The organism is Corallococcus sp. AS-1-6 (assembly GCF_020037015.1).
In the GTDB taxonomy this organism is placed as follows: domain Bacteria; phylum Myxococcota; class Myxococcia; order Myxococcales; family Myxococcaceae; genus Corallococcus.
In genome coordinates this window covers 630,009-647,950 of the sequence record NZ_JAIQDE010000001.1, presented here as the reverse complement: position 1 = coordinate 647,950, position 17,942 = coordinate 630,009, and the positions used below count along the sequence as shown (strand labels likewise).

The window sequence follows — 17,942 nt, the reverse complement described above, 5'->3', positions numbered from 1 at the left end:
ATTCTGCCCGCTCCGGAGCCATTGAGGAACGACGTTGCGCGCCGGGCCCTAGCGGCCCGTGGACCCGAAGCCTCCGTCCCCCCGGGAAGTCACCTCCAGCACCTCCACCTCCCGCAGGGCCGTGGCCGTCACGGGGGCCACCACCAGTTGGGCCACCCGGTCCCCCCGACGCAGCGTGAAGGGGGTGTTGGACAGGTTGACGAGCAGCACCTGCACCTCCCCCCGGTAGTCCGCGTCCACCGTCCCAGGGGAGTTGAGGCACGTCACCCCGTGCCGCAGCGCCAGCCCCGAGCGGGGCCGCACCTGGCCCTCGAAGCCCGGCGGGAGCGCGAAGGCCAGCCCCGTGGGGACCGCCATCCGCTCCAGGGGCTGGAGCACCCGCTCCCCGTCGATGTCGGCCCGCAGGTCCAGCCCCGCGGCCAGCTCCGTCTCATGGCGCGGCAGGGGCAGCGGGTCCGGATGCGAGCGCACCCGGCGCACGGGGACGGTCAGCGTGGGGTCCATGCCCCCGCCGTAACACGCACCCCGGCCCCCCTCTACTTCCTGGCGCCAACGTCACGGGTCGTGTGACCCGGCCTCTCACAGCTCGGTCGCGCCGTCCGCCATGCGCAGCGCGGTGCGGAACCCGAACGGGTCCACCGGCCGCGCGGCCAGCTCCAGTTGGTAGTGCAGGTGGGGCCCGGTGGACCGGCCGGTGCTGCCCGACAGCGCGATGGCCTGCCCCTTCTCCACCCGCGTGCCCGCCTTCACCAGCAGCTCCGAGTTGTGACAGTACGCCGTCGTCACGCCCCGCCCGTGGTCCAGCACCAGCACGCGGCCGTTGACGGAGTCCTCGCTCGCGCGGCGCACCACGCCCGCGGCCACCGCCGTCACCGTCGTGCCCGAGCGCACCGCCAGGTCCACCCCCGTGTGCATCCGGCGCGTGCGCAGCGTGGGGTGGACGCGATAGCCGAAGGGGCTCGTCACCGGAGCGCTCTCCGACACCGGCCACCCGAGCATCAGCGCCGTGGACAGCGCCAGCGCCTGCGCCGCGCCCACGGAGGAGCCCTCGAAGCCGGGGGGCAACTGCTTCGCCAGGCGCTCCAGGCTGAGCGCTCCACCCTCCGCGCCCACCCGCTCCAGGGCGAAGCGCGCGGGAACCCGCCCGGCGAACACCGCCGTCACCCGCGCCTCCTCCAGCGGGAAGTCCGAGGCGAGCGCGTCCAGCAACCGCCGCGTCGCCGCGGGTCCCTTCACCGGATCCACCAGCGTCTCCGGAGCGATGCCCAGCTCACGCGCCAGCGCGAGCGAGGGCTCGCGCGCCTTCGGGTCCAGGGACTTCAGCGCCGAGTGCGTCCCCCACGCCAGCGCCTCCGCGCTCGTGGGCACGCGCGTGAGCAGCGCGGCCGGCAGCGCGGCGGGCACGGGCACGGACGTCCCGCTCACGCCGTCGTAGTACGCGAGCAGCGGCCGGGCCGTGGTGCGCGTGTGGAAGGCCCAGGCGCCCGCGCGCCGCAAGAGCGCGCCCGCGGGCGTGTGGTGGTACGCGCACCACACGCACAGCAGCGCGAAGGTGAAGTCCAGGAGTCCCCGTGCGCGTCGAGCGAACATGCGTCAGGGCCTCAGCGCAGGAAGGACAGCACCGGGGCCGCGTCCCAGACCGCCGCGAAGCCCAGCGGCGCCACCACGAGGCACCCCACGAGCCCGCGAGTCCACGCCCGCCGCGAGCCCACCGCTTCACACGCCGCGTCCGCGTGCTGGAGGTTGCGCAGCACCGCGCGCCAACCCAGCGACACGCTCACGCCGCACAGCGCCGCCACCGCCAGGCCCCGGGCCGCCCAGTCCGAGGCCACGTCGCCGAACAGCGGCCGCCACGACAGGTACACCGTGCCCTGGACGAGCCGGGCCACCGTGCACGCGCCCGCGAGCACCACGCCCGCGGTGGCCAGCGGCCGCACCCACCGCATCGGCGTGGGGCGCCGCAGACAGCGCCGCAGCAGCGCCTTCCACGAAGAGGCCTCCGAAGGGGACGTGGTCACCGGACGCCAGGGCTCCACGGGGCGAGCGGCGTCGGTCTCGCGGTAGCCGAGCGCCGGCAGCGCCAGGAGCAGGTCCGCCGCCAGCTCCCAGGCCAGGGCCAGGGCCCGCGCCAGCCGGGTGCGCGTCTCCAGGGAGACCCAATCCACCATCGACGCGAAGGCGGGGAACTGGCCCACCCACGCATCGAACGCGGAGTCCAACCGGTCCACCGCCGTGAGCAGCCGGTCATCCAGCGTGTCCGCCGCAGCGTGCACGCCCACCGCGACCAGCGCGAGCAGGCCCAGCGGCATGAACGCCCAGCGGAACGCCCCCAGGAACCGGGACAGGTCCGTGAGGAAGCTGCTCGAAGGCTCCGAGGAACTGGATGGGTGGACCGGCATGCAGCGCCTCCGGGGCGGTCCCCCATCAACGCGGGAGGCCCTCTCGGGGTTTTAAGCTTCCACCCCGCCGGGACGAAAACACCGTCTGCTCCCGCGAATGACAACGCCCCGCCCCTTCGCGCCCGGAGGCGGGAGGAGACGGGGCGTTTCCGGTCGCGGCCTTCCTCACGGAGGGCCGCTACACGGGGGCCGGATTCAGGCCTTCGCGTCCGGCGTGGTCGTCGCCGGGGCGGCGGCCACGGGAGGCGTGCCCTGCGCGGTGGCGCGCTCGGCCATGGCCTCCTTGCGCGACAGACGGATCTTGCCCGTCTTGTCGATGCTGACGACCTTCACCAGCACCTCGTCGCCCTCGCTCAGCACGTCCGACACGCTCTTCACGCGCTTGTCGGACAGCTCGGAGATGTGGATGAGGCCGTCGGTGCCCGGGAACAGCTCCACGAAGGCGCCGAACTCGGCGATCTTCCGCACCGTGCCCGTGTAGATCTTCCCGATCTCCGCCTCGCGCGTGAGCGCCTGGATCATCGCGATGGCCGCCTTCACCGCCTCGCCGTTCGCGCTGGCGATGTCCACGCGGCCGGTGTCCTCGATGTTGATGGCGGCACCCGTGCGGGCGATGATGTCCTTGATCACCTTGCCGCCCGGCCCGATGACGTTCTTGATGAACTCCGGACGGATCTGGATGGTCGTGATGCGCGGCGCGAACTGGCTGATCTCCTTGCGCGGCGCGCTCAGCGTCTTCGCCATCTCCGCCAGGATGTGCTCGCGGCCCTGACGCGCCTGCTCCAGCGCGCGGCTCATGATCTCCGTGGTGAGGCCGGTGATCTTGATGTCCATCTGGATGGACGTGATGCCCTTGGACGTGCCGCAGACCTTGAAGTCCATGTCGCCCAGGTGATCCTCGTCACCGAGGATGTCGGACAGGATGGCGATCTTGTCGCCCTCCTTCACCAGGCCCATGGCGATGCCCGCCACCGGCGCCTTGATGGGCACGCCCGCGTCCATCAGCGCCAGCGTGCCACCGCACACGGACGCCATGGAAGACGAGCCGTTGGACTCCAGGATCTCCGACACCAGACGCACCGTGTAGGGGAACGAGTCGCTGGCCGGAATCATGTTGCGCAGCGCGCGCTCCGCCAGGGCGCCGTGACCGACCTCGCGACGGCCGGGGCCGCGCAGGGGCTTGGTCTCGTTCACGCTGAACGGCGGGAAGTTGTAGTGCAGCATGAACCGCTTGAAGGCCTGGCCGCTGAGCAGCTCCAGCCGCTGCTCGTCCTCGCTGGTGCCCAGCGTGACGACCACGAGCGCCTGCGTCTCGCCGCGGGTGAACACCGCGCTGCCGTGCGTGCGGGGCAGCACGCCCACCTCGTTGGTGATGGGGCGCACCACGTTGTGCGGACGGTCGCCGATGCGGCCACCGTTCACGGTGAGCTCACGCATGTGGTCGTACTTCAGGTCCTCGATGACCTGCTTGGCGTGCTTCTCCACCTGCGGGGTGAACTCCGCGCCCATCTTCTCCTTGAGCGCCGCGACCGCCGCCTTCTTCGCCTTGGAGAGCGCCTCGTAGCGGGCCGCCTTCTCCTTGATGGCGTAGCCGGCCTTCACGCCCTCCAGCGCCAGCTCACGCACCTGGGCGCGCAGCCCCTCGTCGATGGTGGGCGCCTTGTCGTAGGCGCGGACCTGCTTCTTCAGCTCCGCGCGGAGCTGGTCCTGCAGGTCCAGCGCGGGCTGGGCGTTCTGACGGCCGAACTCCAGCGCCGCCACCATGTCCGCCTCGCTGACCTCCTCCGCGCCACCCTCCACCATCACGATGGCCTCGCGGCTCACCGCCATGACGAGGTCCAGGTCGCTCTGCTCGCGCTGCTTGGCCGTGGGGTTGGCCACGAACTGGCCGCCCACGCGGCCCACGCGGATGCCCGCGATGGGGCCGTTGAACGGGATGTCCGACACCCACAGCGCCGCGGAGGCGCCGGTGATGCCGTGGATGTCACCCTCGTTCTCCGGGTCCGCGGAGATGACGGACGCGATGACCTGCGTCTCGTAGGCGTAGCCTTCCGGGAACAGCGGACGGCAGGAGCGGTCCACCAGACGGGAGGCCAGCGTCTCCTTCTCCGTCAGGCGGCCCTCGCGCTTGAAGTAGCTGCCGGGGATGCGGCCCGCCGAGTACAGCTTCTCCTGGTACTCCACCGTGAGGGGCAGGAAGTCGACGTCCTTCTTCTCCCGCGCGCTCACCGCGGTGACGAGCAGCATGGTGTCGCCGTAGCGGACCACCACGGAACCGTCAGCCTGCTTGGCCAGGCGGCCCGTCTCGATGCTCAGCTCGTTCTCACCAATCTTGACGCTCTTCTTCAACATGTCGTGTGGCCTCTGTGCCTGCTTCGCGTGCGAGGGCCCTTGCCAGCCGCGGCCCGCCCACGTGCGTGGGGCCGGGACCGCCCGGAAAGGGGCCCTCTGGGAATGAGCGGTCGCCAGGGCCTGAAGCAGGCACATGCCAGACGAACGCTGCCTGTACTGCGGAAACGGGCTCCGTTGCGGAGCGCCGGAGGGATGGACCGGACCTCTTGATCCCTGATCACACCCGCCCACCCATGACTCCGGGTCGGCCGGTCTGAACGGAAACCAAAAGAGCCCGCCTCCACCAACTCCCTTGCCCAGCTCCTTCACCCACGTCCGCACTGCTGTTCTTGAAACCGTGCTGCGTGCTGCCCAAATGCGCGGGGCGCTGGTGATGTGCCAGCGCCCCGTGGACTTCTCGAGGACTACTTGCGGATGCCGAGGCCCTCGATGAGCTTCTTGTAGCGGGCCACGTCCTTGGACTTGAGGTAGTCCAGCATGCGGCGGCGCTGACCGACCAGCTTCAGCAGACCGCGGCGGGAGTGGTGGTCCTTCTTGTGGGTCTTGAAGTGCTCGGTGAGCATGTTGATGCGCTCGGACAGCAGCGCCACCTGCACCTCGGGCGAGCCGGTGTCGGACTCGTGGGTGCGGAACTTCGTGACCAGCTCGCTCTTGCGCTCCTGATGCAACGACATGGGCTTCTTCCTGAATCCCGCTCCGGGGTGACTGCTCGTGCCGCCTGGGTCCGCGGAGGGGTACAGACCCGGCCACATGGTCCTTCTAACGAGCGGGCCGCTTATAAGCTTCACCCCCTGGGGGGTCAACCTTCGCCGCCCGTCCGTCCGCCCTTCGGGGGCCGGGACAGTGCGAAGACGTACAACCGGCAGCCGCCCGGCATTCCACCCCCGCCCGGGGAGAGCTCCCGGGCCGAGGCCTCGTCCATGGCCACGTGCAGGTACTGTCCGCCCGCCTCGCCCCCGTCACCCGCCAGCAGGTGACGGGTCCGGGGGTACAAGCGCAGGAGCGCCTCCACCACGTCGCCGATGCCCGCCGCCGCCGGCACGCCCAGGGACAGCTCGCGCCGCCCGTCGAAGGCGCCGCGAAGGCCCGGGGCCACGCTCACGGTGATGTCATGGGTGCGGGTGACCACTCAGTTGAACACCCGCTGGTAGCGCAGCCGCCCGCCCACCACCTCCGCCATGGCGAGCAGCGCGTCATCCGGGCCCAGCACCCGCACCCGGCCCGGCACGGGGGCGACCTCCACGGGGACGCCGTGCAACACCCGCCGGGCTTCGTCCGCGTTCACCCGGACCGCCGGCAGGTCCGTCAGCGCGTCCGCCAGCGACACCAGCCGCCCGGCCACCGCCTCGCGGGACAGGGACGCCAGGTCTGCCAGGGGCAGCGCGCGGGCCAGGGTGAAGGGGCCGCTCATGGTGCGCCGCAGCGCCTCCAGGTGCGCCCCGCAGCCCAGCGCGCGGCCCAGGTCGTACGCCAGCGTGCGCACGTAGAAGCCCTTGGTGCAGCGCACGGACAGGGTCAGCCGGTCCGCGGAGAAGTCGCGCAGCACCAGCTCGTGCACGGTGACGGTGCGGCTCGCCCGCTCCACCTCTTCCCCGGCGCGCGCCAGCTCATAGAGCCGCTTCCCGGCCACCTTCACCGCCGAGTACATGGGCGGCACCTGGTCGAACGTCCCCCGGAACCGGGCGAGCACCGCCTCCAGGAGCGGGGCCGTCAGCGGGGGCACCGGGGCCTCCGCCGTGGGCTTGCCCTGCGCGTCCTGGGTGTCCGTCTCGACGCCCAGCCGCACCACGGCGTCGTAGGCCTTGTCGCCCTCCGTGATGATGCCGGCGACCTTGGTGGCCTCTCCCAGGCACACCGGCAGCACGCCGGTCGCCATGGGGTCCAGCGTGCCCGTGTGGCCCGCCTTCTTCACCTTCAGCAGGCCGCGCACCTGACGGACCACGTCGAAGGACGTGGGACCCAGGGGCTTGTCGATGACGAGAACGCCGTCCATGAAGCGGGGCCTACCAGCCTTCCTTGCCGCGCACCTCGCGCAGGAGCCGGTCGATCTTATCGCCCTCGCCCACGGATGCGTCGAAGGCGAAGAAGATTTCCGGCGACACGCGCAGGTTGACGGCGGACGTCACCTCGCGGCGCACGAAGCCCTTGGCCGCGTCCAGGCCCTTCTGCGTGTCCGCCTTCTCCTGGTCCGTGCCCAGCATCGAATAGAAGACCTTCGCCACCCTCAGGTCCGGCGACACCTTCACGCCGGTGATGGTGATGAAGCCGATGCGCGGGTCGCGCAATTCCCCCCGCGTCAGCAGGGCACCGATGGCCGCCTGGATCTCCTGCCCCACGCGCTCGGGTCGTGCATGCGTCGTCATTTCTTCTCCCAATCTCGCGGGTTGCGCAGCGCCCGGGCCCTGGCCCGCGCGTCGTCCAGCGTCAGCGTTCCACCTTCACCCGTGGGGCGGGGAGCCCCAGGCCCGGGGCCCGCGCCCTCGTGCCGCTGCTCCCACGAACCCAACCCCTCCGCCTCCGCCAGCGAGCGGTCGCTGCGCAGGAAGCGGGCGATCGCCGCCTCCGAGTGCGCGTGCGCGTCCTCGGGAGACAGGTGGGAATCCTCGTCCTCCGGCTCCGGCACCTTCGCCGGGGCGCGGAAGGCGCCAGCCACTGGCCCCTTGTCGGAGTAGAGCGTGTCCCCGAAGGAGATGATCTCCGTCTCCCGGGCCATCAGCGGCGCGACGTACATCTCTTCGATGAAGTGGATGATCTTCCCCAGTTGCTCATCCACGTGACCGCGTTCGTTGCCCACCACCGCCAGGGCCACCGACGCCTTCTGCCAGAGGTCCTGGTCGTCCACCTCCGCGACGGCCACGTTGAAGCGGGCCTTCACCCGGTCCGTCACCCGGCGGAGCACCTGCCGCTTGGACTTCAGCGAGGCGCTCTCCGGAATCTGGAGGGTGAGGCGTGCGACTCCCACGAACATAGAGGTCCCCCAGGCCCACGGCCGCCGGGGCGCGTCACCCACGCCCAGGCGCCGTCGCGTCGTCCATCCCCCGGGAAAGGTGGGGCCTTCCCCGGGGTCCGTCGAGTGCGCCTCTCAGGATTACGAGAGGCTCTGCCGGGTCTCCTCGATCTCGTAGGCCTCGATGATGTCGCCGGCCTTGAGGTCGTTGAAGTTCTCGATGCCGATACCGCACTCGAAGCCCTGCGCGACTTCCTTCACGTCGTCCTTGAAGCGGCGCAGCGACGCCATCTTCCCGGAGAAGAGCTGCTTGTTCTCGCGCATGAGGCGCACGAACGAGCCGCGCTTCATCACGCCGTCCAGGACGGCCGCGCCGGCGATGGTGCCCAGCTTCGGCACGTTGAAGGTGTTGCGCACCTCCGCACGGCCCAGCTTGCGCTCGGTGCGGATGGGCTCCAGGAGGCCCTCCATCTCCGTGCGAACCCCGTCGATGAGCTCGTAGATGATGGAGTAGCTCTGCAGCGTCACCTGCTGCGCCTTGGCCGCGGCCTCGGAGCCCGACTCCGGCTTCACGTTGAAGCCCAGCACGACGCCCTTGGAAGCGGCGGCGCGCATGACGTCGGTCTCCGTGATGGCGCCCACGCCCGCGTCGATGATGACCACCCGCACCTTGTGCGTGGTGAGCTTCTCGACCGCCTGGCGCACGGCCTCCGCGGAGCCCTGCACGTCCGCCTTGATGATGACGCGCAGCTCCTTGGGCCCACCGCCCGCCTTCGTCTTGGCGAAGAGCTGGTCCAGGGACTCGCGGCTGACCTTGCTGAGCTCCGCCTGCCGCTCCTTCATGCCGCGGTGGTCGGCGATCTGCTTGGCCGCCTTCTCGTCGGAGACGACGTTGATGGCGTCACCCGCGGTGGGCACGCCGGACAGGCCGACGACCTCCGCGCAGTAGCCCGGCTTCACTTCCTTCACCGCCTCGCCGCGGCTGTTGTTCATGGCGCGGACGCGGCCGTAGTGCGTGCCGGTGACGATGGCGTCGCCCAGCTTGAGCGTGCCCTCCTGCACCAGCACCGTGGCCACGGGACCGCGGCCACGCTCCAGCTTCGCTTCCACGATGGCGCCCACGGACGGACGCGACGGGTTCGCCGTCAGCTCGAGCACCTCCGCCTGCAGCGCCAGGTTCTCCAGGAGGAGATCCAGGTTCATCTTCGTCTTCGCGGAGACGGGCACCATGATGGTGTCGCCGCCCCACTCTTCCGGCACCAGCTCCTGGCTCGCGAGGTCCTTCTTCACGCGGTCGGGGTTGGCGCCCGGGACGTCCATCTTGTTGATGGCGACGACGATGGGCACCTCCGCCTGCTTGGCGTGCTTGATGGCCTCGATGGTCTGGGGCATCACGCCGTCGTCCGCGGCCACCACCAGCACCACGATGTCCGTCACGTTGGCGCCACGGGCGCGCATGGACGTGAAGGCCTCGTGGCCCGGGGTGTCCAGGAAGGTGACGTCGCCGCGCGCGGTGGACACGCTGTACGCGCCGATGTGCTGGGTGATGCCGCCCGCCTCGCCCGCGGCCACGCTGGCCTGGCGGATGGCGTCCAGGAGGCTCGTCTTGCCGTGGTCGACGTGGCCCATGATGGTGACCACCGGCGGACGGGGACGCTCGTCCTCGGCCCGGGCCTCGACCTCCGGCAGGTAGTCCTCCACCTCGAAGCCGACGCGCTCGACCTTCCAGTGGTAGTCGGTGGCGATGAGCTCCGCGGTGTCGGCGTCCAAAATCTGGTTCGCCGTGGCCATCTTCTGCATGCCCATCAGCTTCTTGATGAGCTCCGCGGTGCGGATGCCCATGCGCTGACCCAGGTCGGAGACGCTGATGCCCTCCTGGAGCTTGATGACCTTCTTCTCCTCGGCCATCTGGGTGATCTGCGTCTTGGCGCCCTTCTTCGTGGGCTTGCGCTTCTTGCCGCGGACGGGGATCTGGATGCGGCCCCAGACCATGTCCGACAGCTCCTGCTTGGACACGCTGGTGGTCTCAGGACCCGTGCGCTTGCGCTGGCCACGCTCCTTGTTCTTGGAGACGTCCACCAGCTCGCGGCCGCGGCCCAGGTGATCCGGGACGACCTTGTACTCGCGCTTCTCCGTGCCCAGCGCCGTGCGGCCCGGGGCCATGGGGTACTGCTTGGCCTGGGTCGTGGTGGGCGTGACGCGGCGGACCTGGATGAGCGGGCGCGAAATCACCACGGCCTGGGTGGCCGTGGGGCGCGCCTGGGCGCCCGGCGTGGGCGCGACCTGGGCGTGCGGGACGCCGCCGACCATGATGGTCGGGCCGGTCGGCTGCACCGGGGCCCCCGTACCACCGGCCGTGGGCGGCGAGGACGGACGCACCGGCCCCGTCTGGCCCGGACGCGCCTGCATGGGCGCCCCCGGACGGTTCATGGGCGGCCCACCCGGACGGCCCTGCATGGGCGCGCCAGGACGGCTGCCCGGCCCACCAGGCCCACCCGGACGGCTGCCGGGACCACCCGGACCACCCGGACGGCTGCCCGGCGGCCCACCAGGGCGCCCGCCCGTGGAACCCGGACGCTGCACGTAGCCGGGACCTCGGGAGATGACCGTCGCGGACGTCGACGTGGAAGAAGGCGTCCGTGCGGTAGGCGGGACCGGCGAGCGCGTAGGGGGGTTGGGCAAGCGGGGACTCTCCTGCGTAGGACTGCGCGGTGTCGCCGTGGCCGGGGTCGGCTCGGCGGCCCGGGGCGTCTCCACCACGGCCGCGGGAGGCGGGGTGGAAGGCGGCGTCACGGGCGGGGTGGCGGTTGCGGCAACAGGCGGGGCGGCCGGGGCCTCGGGCGCCTGCGGCGCCTCCGGGGCGGCGGCGATGGAGGCGACGGTCGTCTCCGGCGGCGTGGCCGTCACGGCCGGGGCCTCCGGAGCGCGGGCCACGGGGGCCTGCTCCACGGCGGTGGGCGGCGGCTCCATGGCGGCAGGCGCCTGCTGCGGCTCCGCCTCCATGGGGGCGGCGGCCTGCGGTTCCTGCGCGGGCTCCGGCTCGTAGGCGGGCTCGTTCGCCTGCGCATAGGCGTCCTGGCTCTCCGGGGCGGACGCGCCCGCGGGAGGACCGACCTTGCGGCGCACCACGAAGCCCTTGGCGGCGACGGGCGGGGCTGCCTGCTTGGGCTTGCGCTTGTCCAGGATCTTCTGGACCGCGGCAGTGGCCTGATCATCGTCCAGCGAGGACGAGTGGCTCTTGACGTCGTAACCAAGCCCGGCGAGCTCGGTCACGACCTCCTTGTTGTCGAGCTCAATCCCGTGGCTCTTGAGCTCCTTGGCGATTTCGTGAACGCGCTTCTTCGACATACCTTGATTGGCCTTCTGCTCCGCCGACGACGAGGCCGAGCACCCTAGTCCAAAGCCGAAATTGTGTGCGAGTGGTGCTTAACAACCACCTCTCCCCGCAACCTCTCCACCCACCCGCCCTCACTCCCAAGCCTGTCCGAGCGCCGACGGGTCGACCTGCCCCGCCTTGCCCCGGAAGGCCCTGCCCAGCGCCTTACGCTTGAGCGCTGCCGTCAGACAACCGGCACCGCACAGGTACGCCCCCCGCCCTGGCAGCCTCCGCCGCCTGTCCGCCACCACGCCGCCCTGGGGACCTACCACGAACCGGGTGAGTTCCGCCTGTGCCTTGCGAGAACCACACCCGACGCAGGTCCTGACCGGACCTGACGCCGTGATTTCCATGGGATGTGTCCCGGGCCGTTTGGTTGCGCGGCGCATCCTCCTACCCCCTGTCGTTACGGTGCCTTGGCCGCTTCCGCGCCCTCCGACCCGCCTGCCGATGCCAGCATGCCCCGCTCCGCGTTGAGCTCCGCGCGCAGCTTGGCCTCCTCCACCAGATAGTTCTCCGCCGCGCTCTTCAACTGGCGGGCCTTCTTGATGCCCACGCCCGGCACGTCGCCCAGGCGGGTGAGGTCCTTCTCGTTCGCGATGTCCTCCACCGTGCGGTAGCCGGCGAGGATGAGCTGCTCGATGGTCTTCTCACCGACGCCGCGCACGCGCGCCATGCGCTCCGGCTGCGACAGCTCGTCCGGGTGGCGGCGGGCCTCGGCCAGCCGGGCCTGCTCGCGCTCGTAGTCCATGCGCGACAGCTCCTGCTGGTCCTCCACCATGCGCTTGCGCGCCTCCTCCTGCATGGAGGCGATGCGGGCGGGGTCGATGCCGGGGATCTGCGCCAGCACCTCCGCGTTGGCGTCCGCCACGTCGCGCGCCTGACGGAAGCCGTGCGCGTAGAGCGTCTCCACCAGCATCTCGTTGACGCCCGGCAGGGCGCCGAGCGAGCGGCTGGCGAACTCGCGCATCTCCCGCACGCGGCTCTCGCTGTTGATGTCCAGCTTCCAGCCGGTGAGCTGGGCGGCCAGGCGCACGTTCTGCCCGCGCCGGCCGATGGCCAGCGAGAGCTGGTCGTCCGGGACGATGAGCTCCATGGCGTGGTTGGCCTCGTCGATGATGACGCGGCTGACCTCCGCGGGGGCCAGGGCCGAGCACACGAAGCGCGCCGGGTCCTCGTCGTAGGGGACGATGTCGATCTTCTCTCCGCGCAGCTCCTGCACCACCGCCTGCACGCGGCTGCCCTTCATGCCCACGCACGCGCCCACCGGATCCACGTCCGAGTCGCGGCTGGACACGGCGATCTTCGCGCGGCCACCCGGCTCGCGGGCCGCCGCCTCGATGACGACGATGCCCTCCGCGATCTCCGGCACCTCCATCTCGAAGAGCTTGGTGAGCAGGTTCACGGACGCGCGCGACAGCACGATCTGCGGGCCCTTGGACTCGCGCAGCACGTCCAGCACGTACGCCTGGACGCGGTCGCCCGGGCGGTAGGTCTCACGCGGGACCTGCTCACGCACGGGCAGCACGGCCTCCGCGCGGCCCAGGTCCACCACGATGTTGCCGCGCTCGAACCGGCGGGCGATGCCCGTGACGATCTCGTTCTTGCGGTCCTTGTACTCGTTGAAGACGTTCTCGCGCTCGGCGTCGCGGGTGCGCTGCAGGATGACCTGCTTGGCCGTCTGCGCGGCGATGCGGCCGAAGCCGCGGCGGAAGGTCTTCAGGCGGAGGATGTCGCCGTACTGGTCGTCCTGGGCCTTGGCCTCGGCGGCGTCCTCGTCCCGGTAGAAGATCTGGAAGACGAGCTCGTCGCCGGGCTCCACTTCCATGCCCTTCTTGTGGGCCTCGTCCATGGTGATCTGGTTCACCGCCTGGACGGGGTCGGTGATCTCCGCGACCACGGTGATGGCCTGGAAGAGCTCCACGACGCCCTTCTCCGGGTCGTACTTGGCCTCCAGGTTGCGGTCCTGGCCAAAGTGCTTCTTGGCCGCGGTGTTCATCGCGTCCTCGAGGGTGGCAATGAGCACGGCCCGTTCGATGCCCTTGTCCTTGGCGACCTGATCCAGGACGAGGTTGAGGTTGACGGCCGGGTTGGCGGGCGTGGGCATGGCTGTGTCTTCTCCGAAAATGGGTCCACGGGCGGCCCTGGCGCGAACAGGGTCCCCTGTATGTCGGCTTCTAGAACTCGAACTCCAGATGGGCCTTGGCGATGTCCTTGAAGGGGATGGCGAACACGCCGCCCCCTTCCACGTCCACGGAGATGGCGTCGGCCGCCACTTCGGTGAGCGTGCCGCTGAAGTTCTTCCGCGGAGGATCGCCCAGCGGGCCGAAGGTCTTCACCTTGACCTTCTGTCCCTTCACCCGTTCGAAATGCGCCGGCTTCTTCAAGGGCCGGTTCACCCCGGGGCTGGACACCTCCAGGTTGTACTCCTGGGGGATGAAGTCCTCCACGTCGAGCACCGGATCCACGGCGCGCGACACCTGGGAGCACTCGTCCAGACCCACCCGGCCACCGGGCTTGTCGATGAACAGCCGCAACACCCAGCCCTCACGCTCGCGGACGTACTCCACGTCCAGGAGCTCCAGGCCTTCGTTCGCCACGATGGGATCCAGCAGCGCCGCCGCCTTCTCCTCCACCGTCTGTTTGATGTTCTTCGACTCCATGGCCAGGAAACAGGTCTCCAAAAACACGAAAAGCGGGCACGGCGGCCCACTTTTCGATGTGATGCGTTCGAAAAATGTCGAGGCGTCCGTAACACACGCCCCCTCGGGGTGTAAAGGAAGGACACACCCCGAGGCGCCGGGTCAAACGCCCCCGGGGACTGAAGGATTCCCAGGGGTTCCGAGTGACGCCGGTGGCGTTATAACGCCCCCATGCACCTCATCGCCGCCGCACAGATGGTGTCCACCGCGGACAAGGCCCACAACCTGGATGTGGCCACGCGCCTCGTGCGCCAGGCTGCCTCCCTGGGCGCCCACCTGGTGGGGCTGCCGGAGAACTTCTCCTGGATGGGCCCGGAGCCCGAGCGCCCCTCCGCCGCGGAGGCCCTGGACGGCCCCACCCTGAGCCGGATGGCGGAGCTGGCCCGGGGGACGAGGACGACGCTCCTGGCCGGCTCCATCCTGGAGGAGGGGGCGCCCGGCGGCCGGCTCTACAACACCAGCGTCCTGTTCGGCCCGGACGGCGCCCGGCTGGCCGTCTACCGGAAGATGCACCTGTTCGACGTGGATGTGGGGGACGGTGCCACCTACCAGGAGTCCGCGGCGGTGGCGCCGGGGACGGAGGTGGTGGCGGCGGACACGGCGGTGGGCCGGCTGGGCATGAGCGTCTGCTACGACCTGCGCTTCCCGGAGCTGTACCGGCGGCTGTCGAAGGACGGGGCGACGCTGCTCGCGGTGCCGGCGGCCTTCACGATGATGACGGGCAAGGACCACTGGGAGGTGCTGCTGCGCGCCCGGGCCATTGAAAACCAGGCGTACGTGCTGGCCCCGGCCCAGGGCGGGCGGCACTCGGCGCAGCGGCTGACGTACGGCCACGCGATGGTGGTGGACCCGTGGGGGCTGGTGACGGCGCGGGCCTCCGAGGGCGAGGGCCTGGCGCTGGCGCCGGTGGACCCGGAGCTCCAGGCACGCATCCGGCGGAATTTGCCGTGCCTGGCGCACAGGCGGCTGGAGTAGGCGGGCAAGAGTGAACGCGAGGGGGCTGGGGGCCCTTCCGGCGCGGCGATTCCGGGTAGAGTGGCTTTCAGGAAGACCCCTCTGGTGAACGCACGACGCTGGCCTCCCCTGCTTTTCGCGGTCGCACTCATGGCCCTTCCTCCCGGCTGCACCGCCGATGAGAAGCCCCGAGGGCCCGCCGAGGCGCCCCTGCCTCCGCCCGTGCCGCGCGCGCACCTGCGGGGGCTGACGGGGGACGTGCAGATCAAACGCGCGGTGGCGGACGAGTGGAGCTCCGCGCGCGACGAGCTGCCGCTCTACGAAAACGACAAGGTCCGCACCGAGGCCGGGGCCAGCGCCCAGGTGGTGTTCGCCAATGGCAGCACGCTGCACCTGGGGGGCGATTCCCTGGTGGGCATCGCGGAGAGCAAGTTGCGAACGGACGTCACCGTCCTGCGGGGACGGGTGGACGCCACGCTGGAGAAGCCGGCCACCCAGTCGCTGTCCGTCACCACCCCATCCGCCACGGTTCGAGCGGGCAGGAAGATTGAATTCCAATGAAGGCCGCCCTCTGGCTGAGCGCGTGGATGGGGCTGTCCGTGGTGCCGTCAACCGCACCGACCACCGTGGGGCGCGAGCCTCCGGACGGCACGGCCCCTGCTGGAAGCGGCGCCGCGGCGGCGCCCCGGAAGGCGCCCGGGACGGAGCCGCAGACGGCGCTCAAGGCGCTGGAGATGTCGCGCGCGGCGGTGAAGGCCGCGCCGGACGACGCGCGCCGCCGCGAGGCCGAGTCCCGCCTGAAGGACGCGGAGGCGCACTTCCAGGCCGCGCGGTACGCGGACGCGCTGCACAAGGCGGACGAGGCGTGGGCGCTGCTCAACCCGCCCCAGCCCTCCAACTTCACGGTGGAGGTGGACCATGACGGCGGCACCACCACCGTCACCCACCGGCAGGGGCCTCCCGTCACCGTGGAGGCGCAGCACGCCACCCGCGTGCTGGCCCGGGGCGAGTCCGTGCGCGTGCAGCAGGGCACCGTGCTGCCGGAGCCGCCCGGCGCGCCGCAGCCCACGCAGCCCGCGGACAAGGCGCGGCTCACGCTGAAGCCCGCGGCCGGAGCCGGGGGCGGAGGACTGCTGGGGCCGGTGACGCTGGCGTGGAACCCCGTCGCGGGCGCCACGCGCTACGAGGTGGAGGTCGTCGCGGAGGGCGTGGAGGAGGGAGCGGCGCCGGCGCCGGTGCGCACGGTGCTGGCCGCGCGGCAATGGACGTTGCCGGCGCTGCCCGCGGGCCGTTATCGCTGGACGGTGACGGCGGTGAGTCCGGAGCAGGGGCGGTCGCTGCCCTCCCAGACACGGCGATTCGAGCTGGCCGCGGATTCGCTCGAACTCAACGTCAAGGTGAAGGACGGGTGGCAGAAGTAGCCGCCTGCCCCGAGCGAGGAGCCACCCCGTGCGACTTTTCAAAGCCATCCTCCTCCTGATGCTGGTGGTCAGCATCATCCCCACGTTGATGGTGGGCTGGCTGTCCGTGTCCCATACGCGCGAGCTGCTCATCCGCGACGCGCAGGAGCTGGCGCAGGAGCGCGTGAAGCAACTGCGGCTCAAGGCGGAGAGCTTCCTGGAGGACCCCACGGAGCGCGTGGTGGGGCTGTCCAGCGTGCCGGGCGGCTTCTTCAGCCTGCCGCGCGACACGCAGCGGCTGCACATCGCGGCGGTGCTCAACCAGCGCCCGGAGCTGCTGGCGCTCACCGTGTTCGGCGCGGACCGGCAGCGGCTGCCCGGGCTGCAGGCCTTCGCGGTGCACGACATGGCGCCCAGCGGGGTGGCGGAGCACGAGGAGCGCGCGCGGGCCCTCCTGGACGAGGGACTCACGGGGGTGCGCTACTCGGACGTGGTGGCGTCCCACGGCGGAGGCGGCGGCGGGCCGGTGGTGACGCTGGCGTTCCCCGTGGGCGACCCGGTGCAGGGCTACATGGCCGCGGACATCACGCTCGCGGGCCTGAGGCAGATGCTGGCGCAGGAGCGCGTGGGCAGCACGGGGTTCGCGTACCTGGCGGACCGGCACGGCCGCCTGATTACCGGCGGCGGAGACCTGGGCGCGGTGGGGGACGACGTGTCGAAGCGGCTGCCCCTGGCGCACCTGCTCAAGCAGCGCGAGGGCACGCCCGACACGGAGCTGTTCCACGTGGGCAACTTCGGCGAGGGGCGCGACGCGGTGGTGTCCGCGTACTCGGTGCTGCCGGAGGCGGGCTGGGCCATCGTGTCCGAGCAGCCGGTGGAGCACGCCTACCGCCAGGTGGAGACCATGGAGCGGCGAATCCTCCTGGGCCTGGGCGGCGCCATCCTGGTGGCGCTGGTGCTGGCGGCCATCTTCTCCCGCAACCTCACGCAGCCCCTGAAGACGTTCATCGCCACGTCGCTGGAGCTGGCGCGCGGCAAGTTCGGCGTGGAGGTGCACCTGAAGCAGAAGAACGAGCTGGGGGAGCTGGCCCAGACGTTCAACTACATGAGCAAGCAGCTCATGGCGTACGACATGGAGACGCGCGGCCTCTACGAGAGCCTGGAGAAGGGCTACCTGGAGACCATCGTCGCGCTGGCCAACTCCATCGACTCCAAGGACGCGTACACGCGCGGCCACAGCCAGCGGGTGGGCGACGTGGCGGTGGAGATTGGCAAGGAGCTGAAGCTCACCGAGCGCGAGCTGCGGCAGTTGCAGTACGGCGGCATCCTCCACGACATCGGGAAGATTGGCATCCCGGAGAACATCCTCTGCAAGCAGTCCCGGCTCACGGACCAGGAGATGTCCCTGATGCGCGAGCACCCCGCCATCGGCGACGCCATCATCGGGCCGGTGACGTTCCTGGGTTCGGTGCGCGCGTGCGTGCGCCACCACCACGAGCGCTGGGACGGCACGGGCTACCCGGACAAGCTCAAGGGCGAGGCCATCCCGATGCTCGCGCGCATCGTGGCGTGCGCGGACACCTTCGACGCGTGCACCTCCACGCGCCCCTACCAGAAGGCCATGCCGCTGGAGAAGGCGATGGAGATCCTGGACAACCTGAGCGGCGCGCAGTTGGACCCCCGGGTGGTGCAGGCGCTGCGCGCGGTGCTGGCCCAGCGGGGCGTGCGGCTGGAGGGCCACCGGCAGCCCGTCAAGCTGGCTTCCTGAAGCCCTGGCTCCCCGGGCCCTTTCGCTTTCGCGGCAGGTCCCCC

17 protein-coding genes are annotated in these 17,942 nt (G+C 70.9%); 4 read left to right on the top strand and 13 right to left on the bottom strand.

All coding sequences use genetic code 11. The features are described from left to right. Positions 1-48 precede the first annotated feature (48 nt). The 13 genes from dut to rimP form a co-directional block, all read right to left on the bottom strand. Positions 49-504, bottom strand: coding sequence for a dUTP diphosphatase (gene dut / locus K8612_RS02735; RefSeq protein ID WP_120568213.1), 456 nt, complete (start codon positions 502-504; stop codon positions 49-51). 75 nt (positions 505-579) lie between these two features. Then, positions 580-1,590, bottom strand: coding sequence for a M23 family metallopeptidase (locus K8612_RS02730; RefSeq protein ID WP_223761146.1), 1,011 nt, complete (start codon positions 1,588-1,590; stop codon positions 580-582). Positions 1,591-1,601: 11 nt separating this feature from the next. Next, positions 1,602-2,399, bottom strand: a complete 798-nt coding sequence (locus K8612_RS02725; protein ID WP_223761145.1) for a hypothetical protein — start codon at positions 2,397-2,399, stop codon at positions 1,602-1,604. Between the two features lie 195 nt (positions 2,400-2,594). Beyond that, positions 2,595-4,751 carry a polyribonucleotide nucleotidyltransferase gene (pnp, locus tag K8612_RS02720; protein WP_223739782.1) on the bottom strand — a complete coding sequence of 719 codons (2,157 nt, stop codon included), beginning with the start codon at positions 4,749-4,751 and terminating at the stop codon, positions 2,595-2,597. Between the two features lie 404 nt (positions 4,752-5,155). Then, positions 5,156-5,425 carry a 30S ribosomal protein S15 gene (gene rpsO / locus K8612_RS02715; RefSeq protein ID WP_014398807.1) on the bottom strand — a complete coding sequence of 90 codons (270 nt, stop codon included), beginning with the start codon at positions 5,423-5,425 and terminating at the stop codon, positions 5,156-5,158. A gap of 125 nt (positions 5,426-5,550) precedes the next feature. Next, positions 5,551-5,880: a hypothetical protein gene (locus K8612_RS02710; RefSeq protein WP_223761144.1), complete on the bottom strand. Its 330-nt coding sequence runs from the start codon at positions 5,878-5,880 to the stop codon at positions 5,551-5,553. After that, positions 5,881-6,744 carry a tRNA pseudouridine(55) synthase TruB gene (gene truB, locus K8612_RS02705; protein WP_223739784.1) on the bottom strand — a complete coding sequence of 288 codons (864 nt, stop codon included), beginning with the start codon at positions 6,742-6,744 and terminating at the stop codon, positions 5,881-5,883. 10 nt (positions 6,745-6,754) lie between these two features. Continuing rightward, positions 6,755-7,114 carry a 30S ribosome-binding factor RbfA gene (gene rbfA, locus K8612_RS02700; protein WP_014398810.1) on the bottom strand — a complete coding sequence of 120 codons (360 nt, stop codon included), beginning with the start codon at positions 7,112-7,114 and terminating at the stop codon, positions 6,755-6,757. Continuing rightward, a complete protein-coding gene (locus tag K8612_RS02695; protein ID WP_223739785.1) occupies positions 7,111-7,719 on the bottom strand; it encodes a DUF503 domain-containing protein in 609 nt (202 codons plus the stop codon). The genes rbfA and K8612_RS02695 overlap by 4 nt, the downstream gene beginning before the upstream one ends. A 120-nt stretch (positions 7,720-7,839) precedes the next feature. Beyond that, positions 7,840-11,046 (bottom strand): translation initiation factor IF-2, encoded by a 3,207-nt coding sequence (gene infB / locus K8612_RS02690; protein WP_223761143.1) that lies wholly within the window; start codon positions 11,044-11,046, stop codon positions 7,840-7,842. A gap of 120 nt (positions 11,047-11,166) precedes the next feature. Beyond that, complete coding sequence (locus tag K8612_RS02685; RefSeq protein WP_223761142.1) at positions 11,167-11,427, bottom strand: YlxR family RNase P modulator; 261 nt, start codon at positions 11,425-11,427, stop codon at positions 11,167-11,169. 53 nt (positions 11,428-11,480) lie between these two features. After that, entirely contained in the window at positions 11,481-13,181 is a 1,701-nt protein-coding gene (gene nusA / locus K8612_RS02680) for a transcription termination factor NusA (protein WP_223739788.1), read from the bottom strand. Between the two features lie 70 nt (positions 13,182-13,251). Beyond that, positions 13,252-13,737, bottom strand: a complete 486-nt coding sequence (rimP, locus tag K8612_RS02675; RefSeq protein WP_223761141.1) for a ribosome maturation factor RimP — start codon at positions 13,735-13,737, stop codon at positions 13,252-13,254. 210 nt (positions 13,738-13,947) lie between these two features. Here rimP and K8612_RS02670 point away from each other — a divergent pair, with 210 nt between their 5' ends. The 4 genes from K8612_RS02670 to K8612_RS02655 all read left to right on the top strand — a co-directional run bounded on the left by K8612_RS02670 (position 13,948) and on the right by K8612_RS02655 (position 17,898). After that, the gene (locus tag K8612_RS02670; RefSeq protein WP_223761140.1) at positions 13,948-14,751 is read left to right on the top strand and encodes a carbon-nitrogen hydrolase family protein; all 804 of its coding nucleotides are present in this window, start codon (positions 13,948-13,950) and stop codon (positions 14,749-14,751) included. Positions 14,752-14,880: 129 nt separating this feature from the next. Further along, entirely contained in the window at positions 14,881-15,291 is a 411-nt protein-coding gene (locus K8612_RS02665) for a FecR family protein (protein WP_223739791.1), read from the top strand. Beyond that, entirely contained in the window at positions 15,288-16,151 is an 864-nt protein-coding gene (locus K8612_RS02660) for a peptidoglycan-binding protein LysM (RefSeq protein WP_223761139.1), read from the top strand. The genes K8612_RS02665 and K8612_RS02660 overlap by 4 nt, the downstream gene beginning before the upstream one ends. 28 nt (positions 16,152-16,179) lie before the next feature. Further along, positions 16,180-17,898: an HD domain-containing phosphohydrolase gene (locus K8612_RS02655; RefSeq protein ID WP_223761138.1), complete on the top strand. Its 1,719-nt coding sequence runs from the start codon at positions 16,180-16,182 to the stop codon at positions 17,896-17,898. The last annotated feature ends 44 nt before the right edge of the window (positions 17,899-17,942 follow it).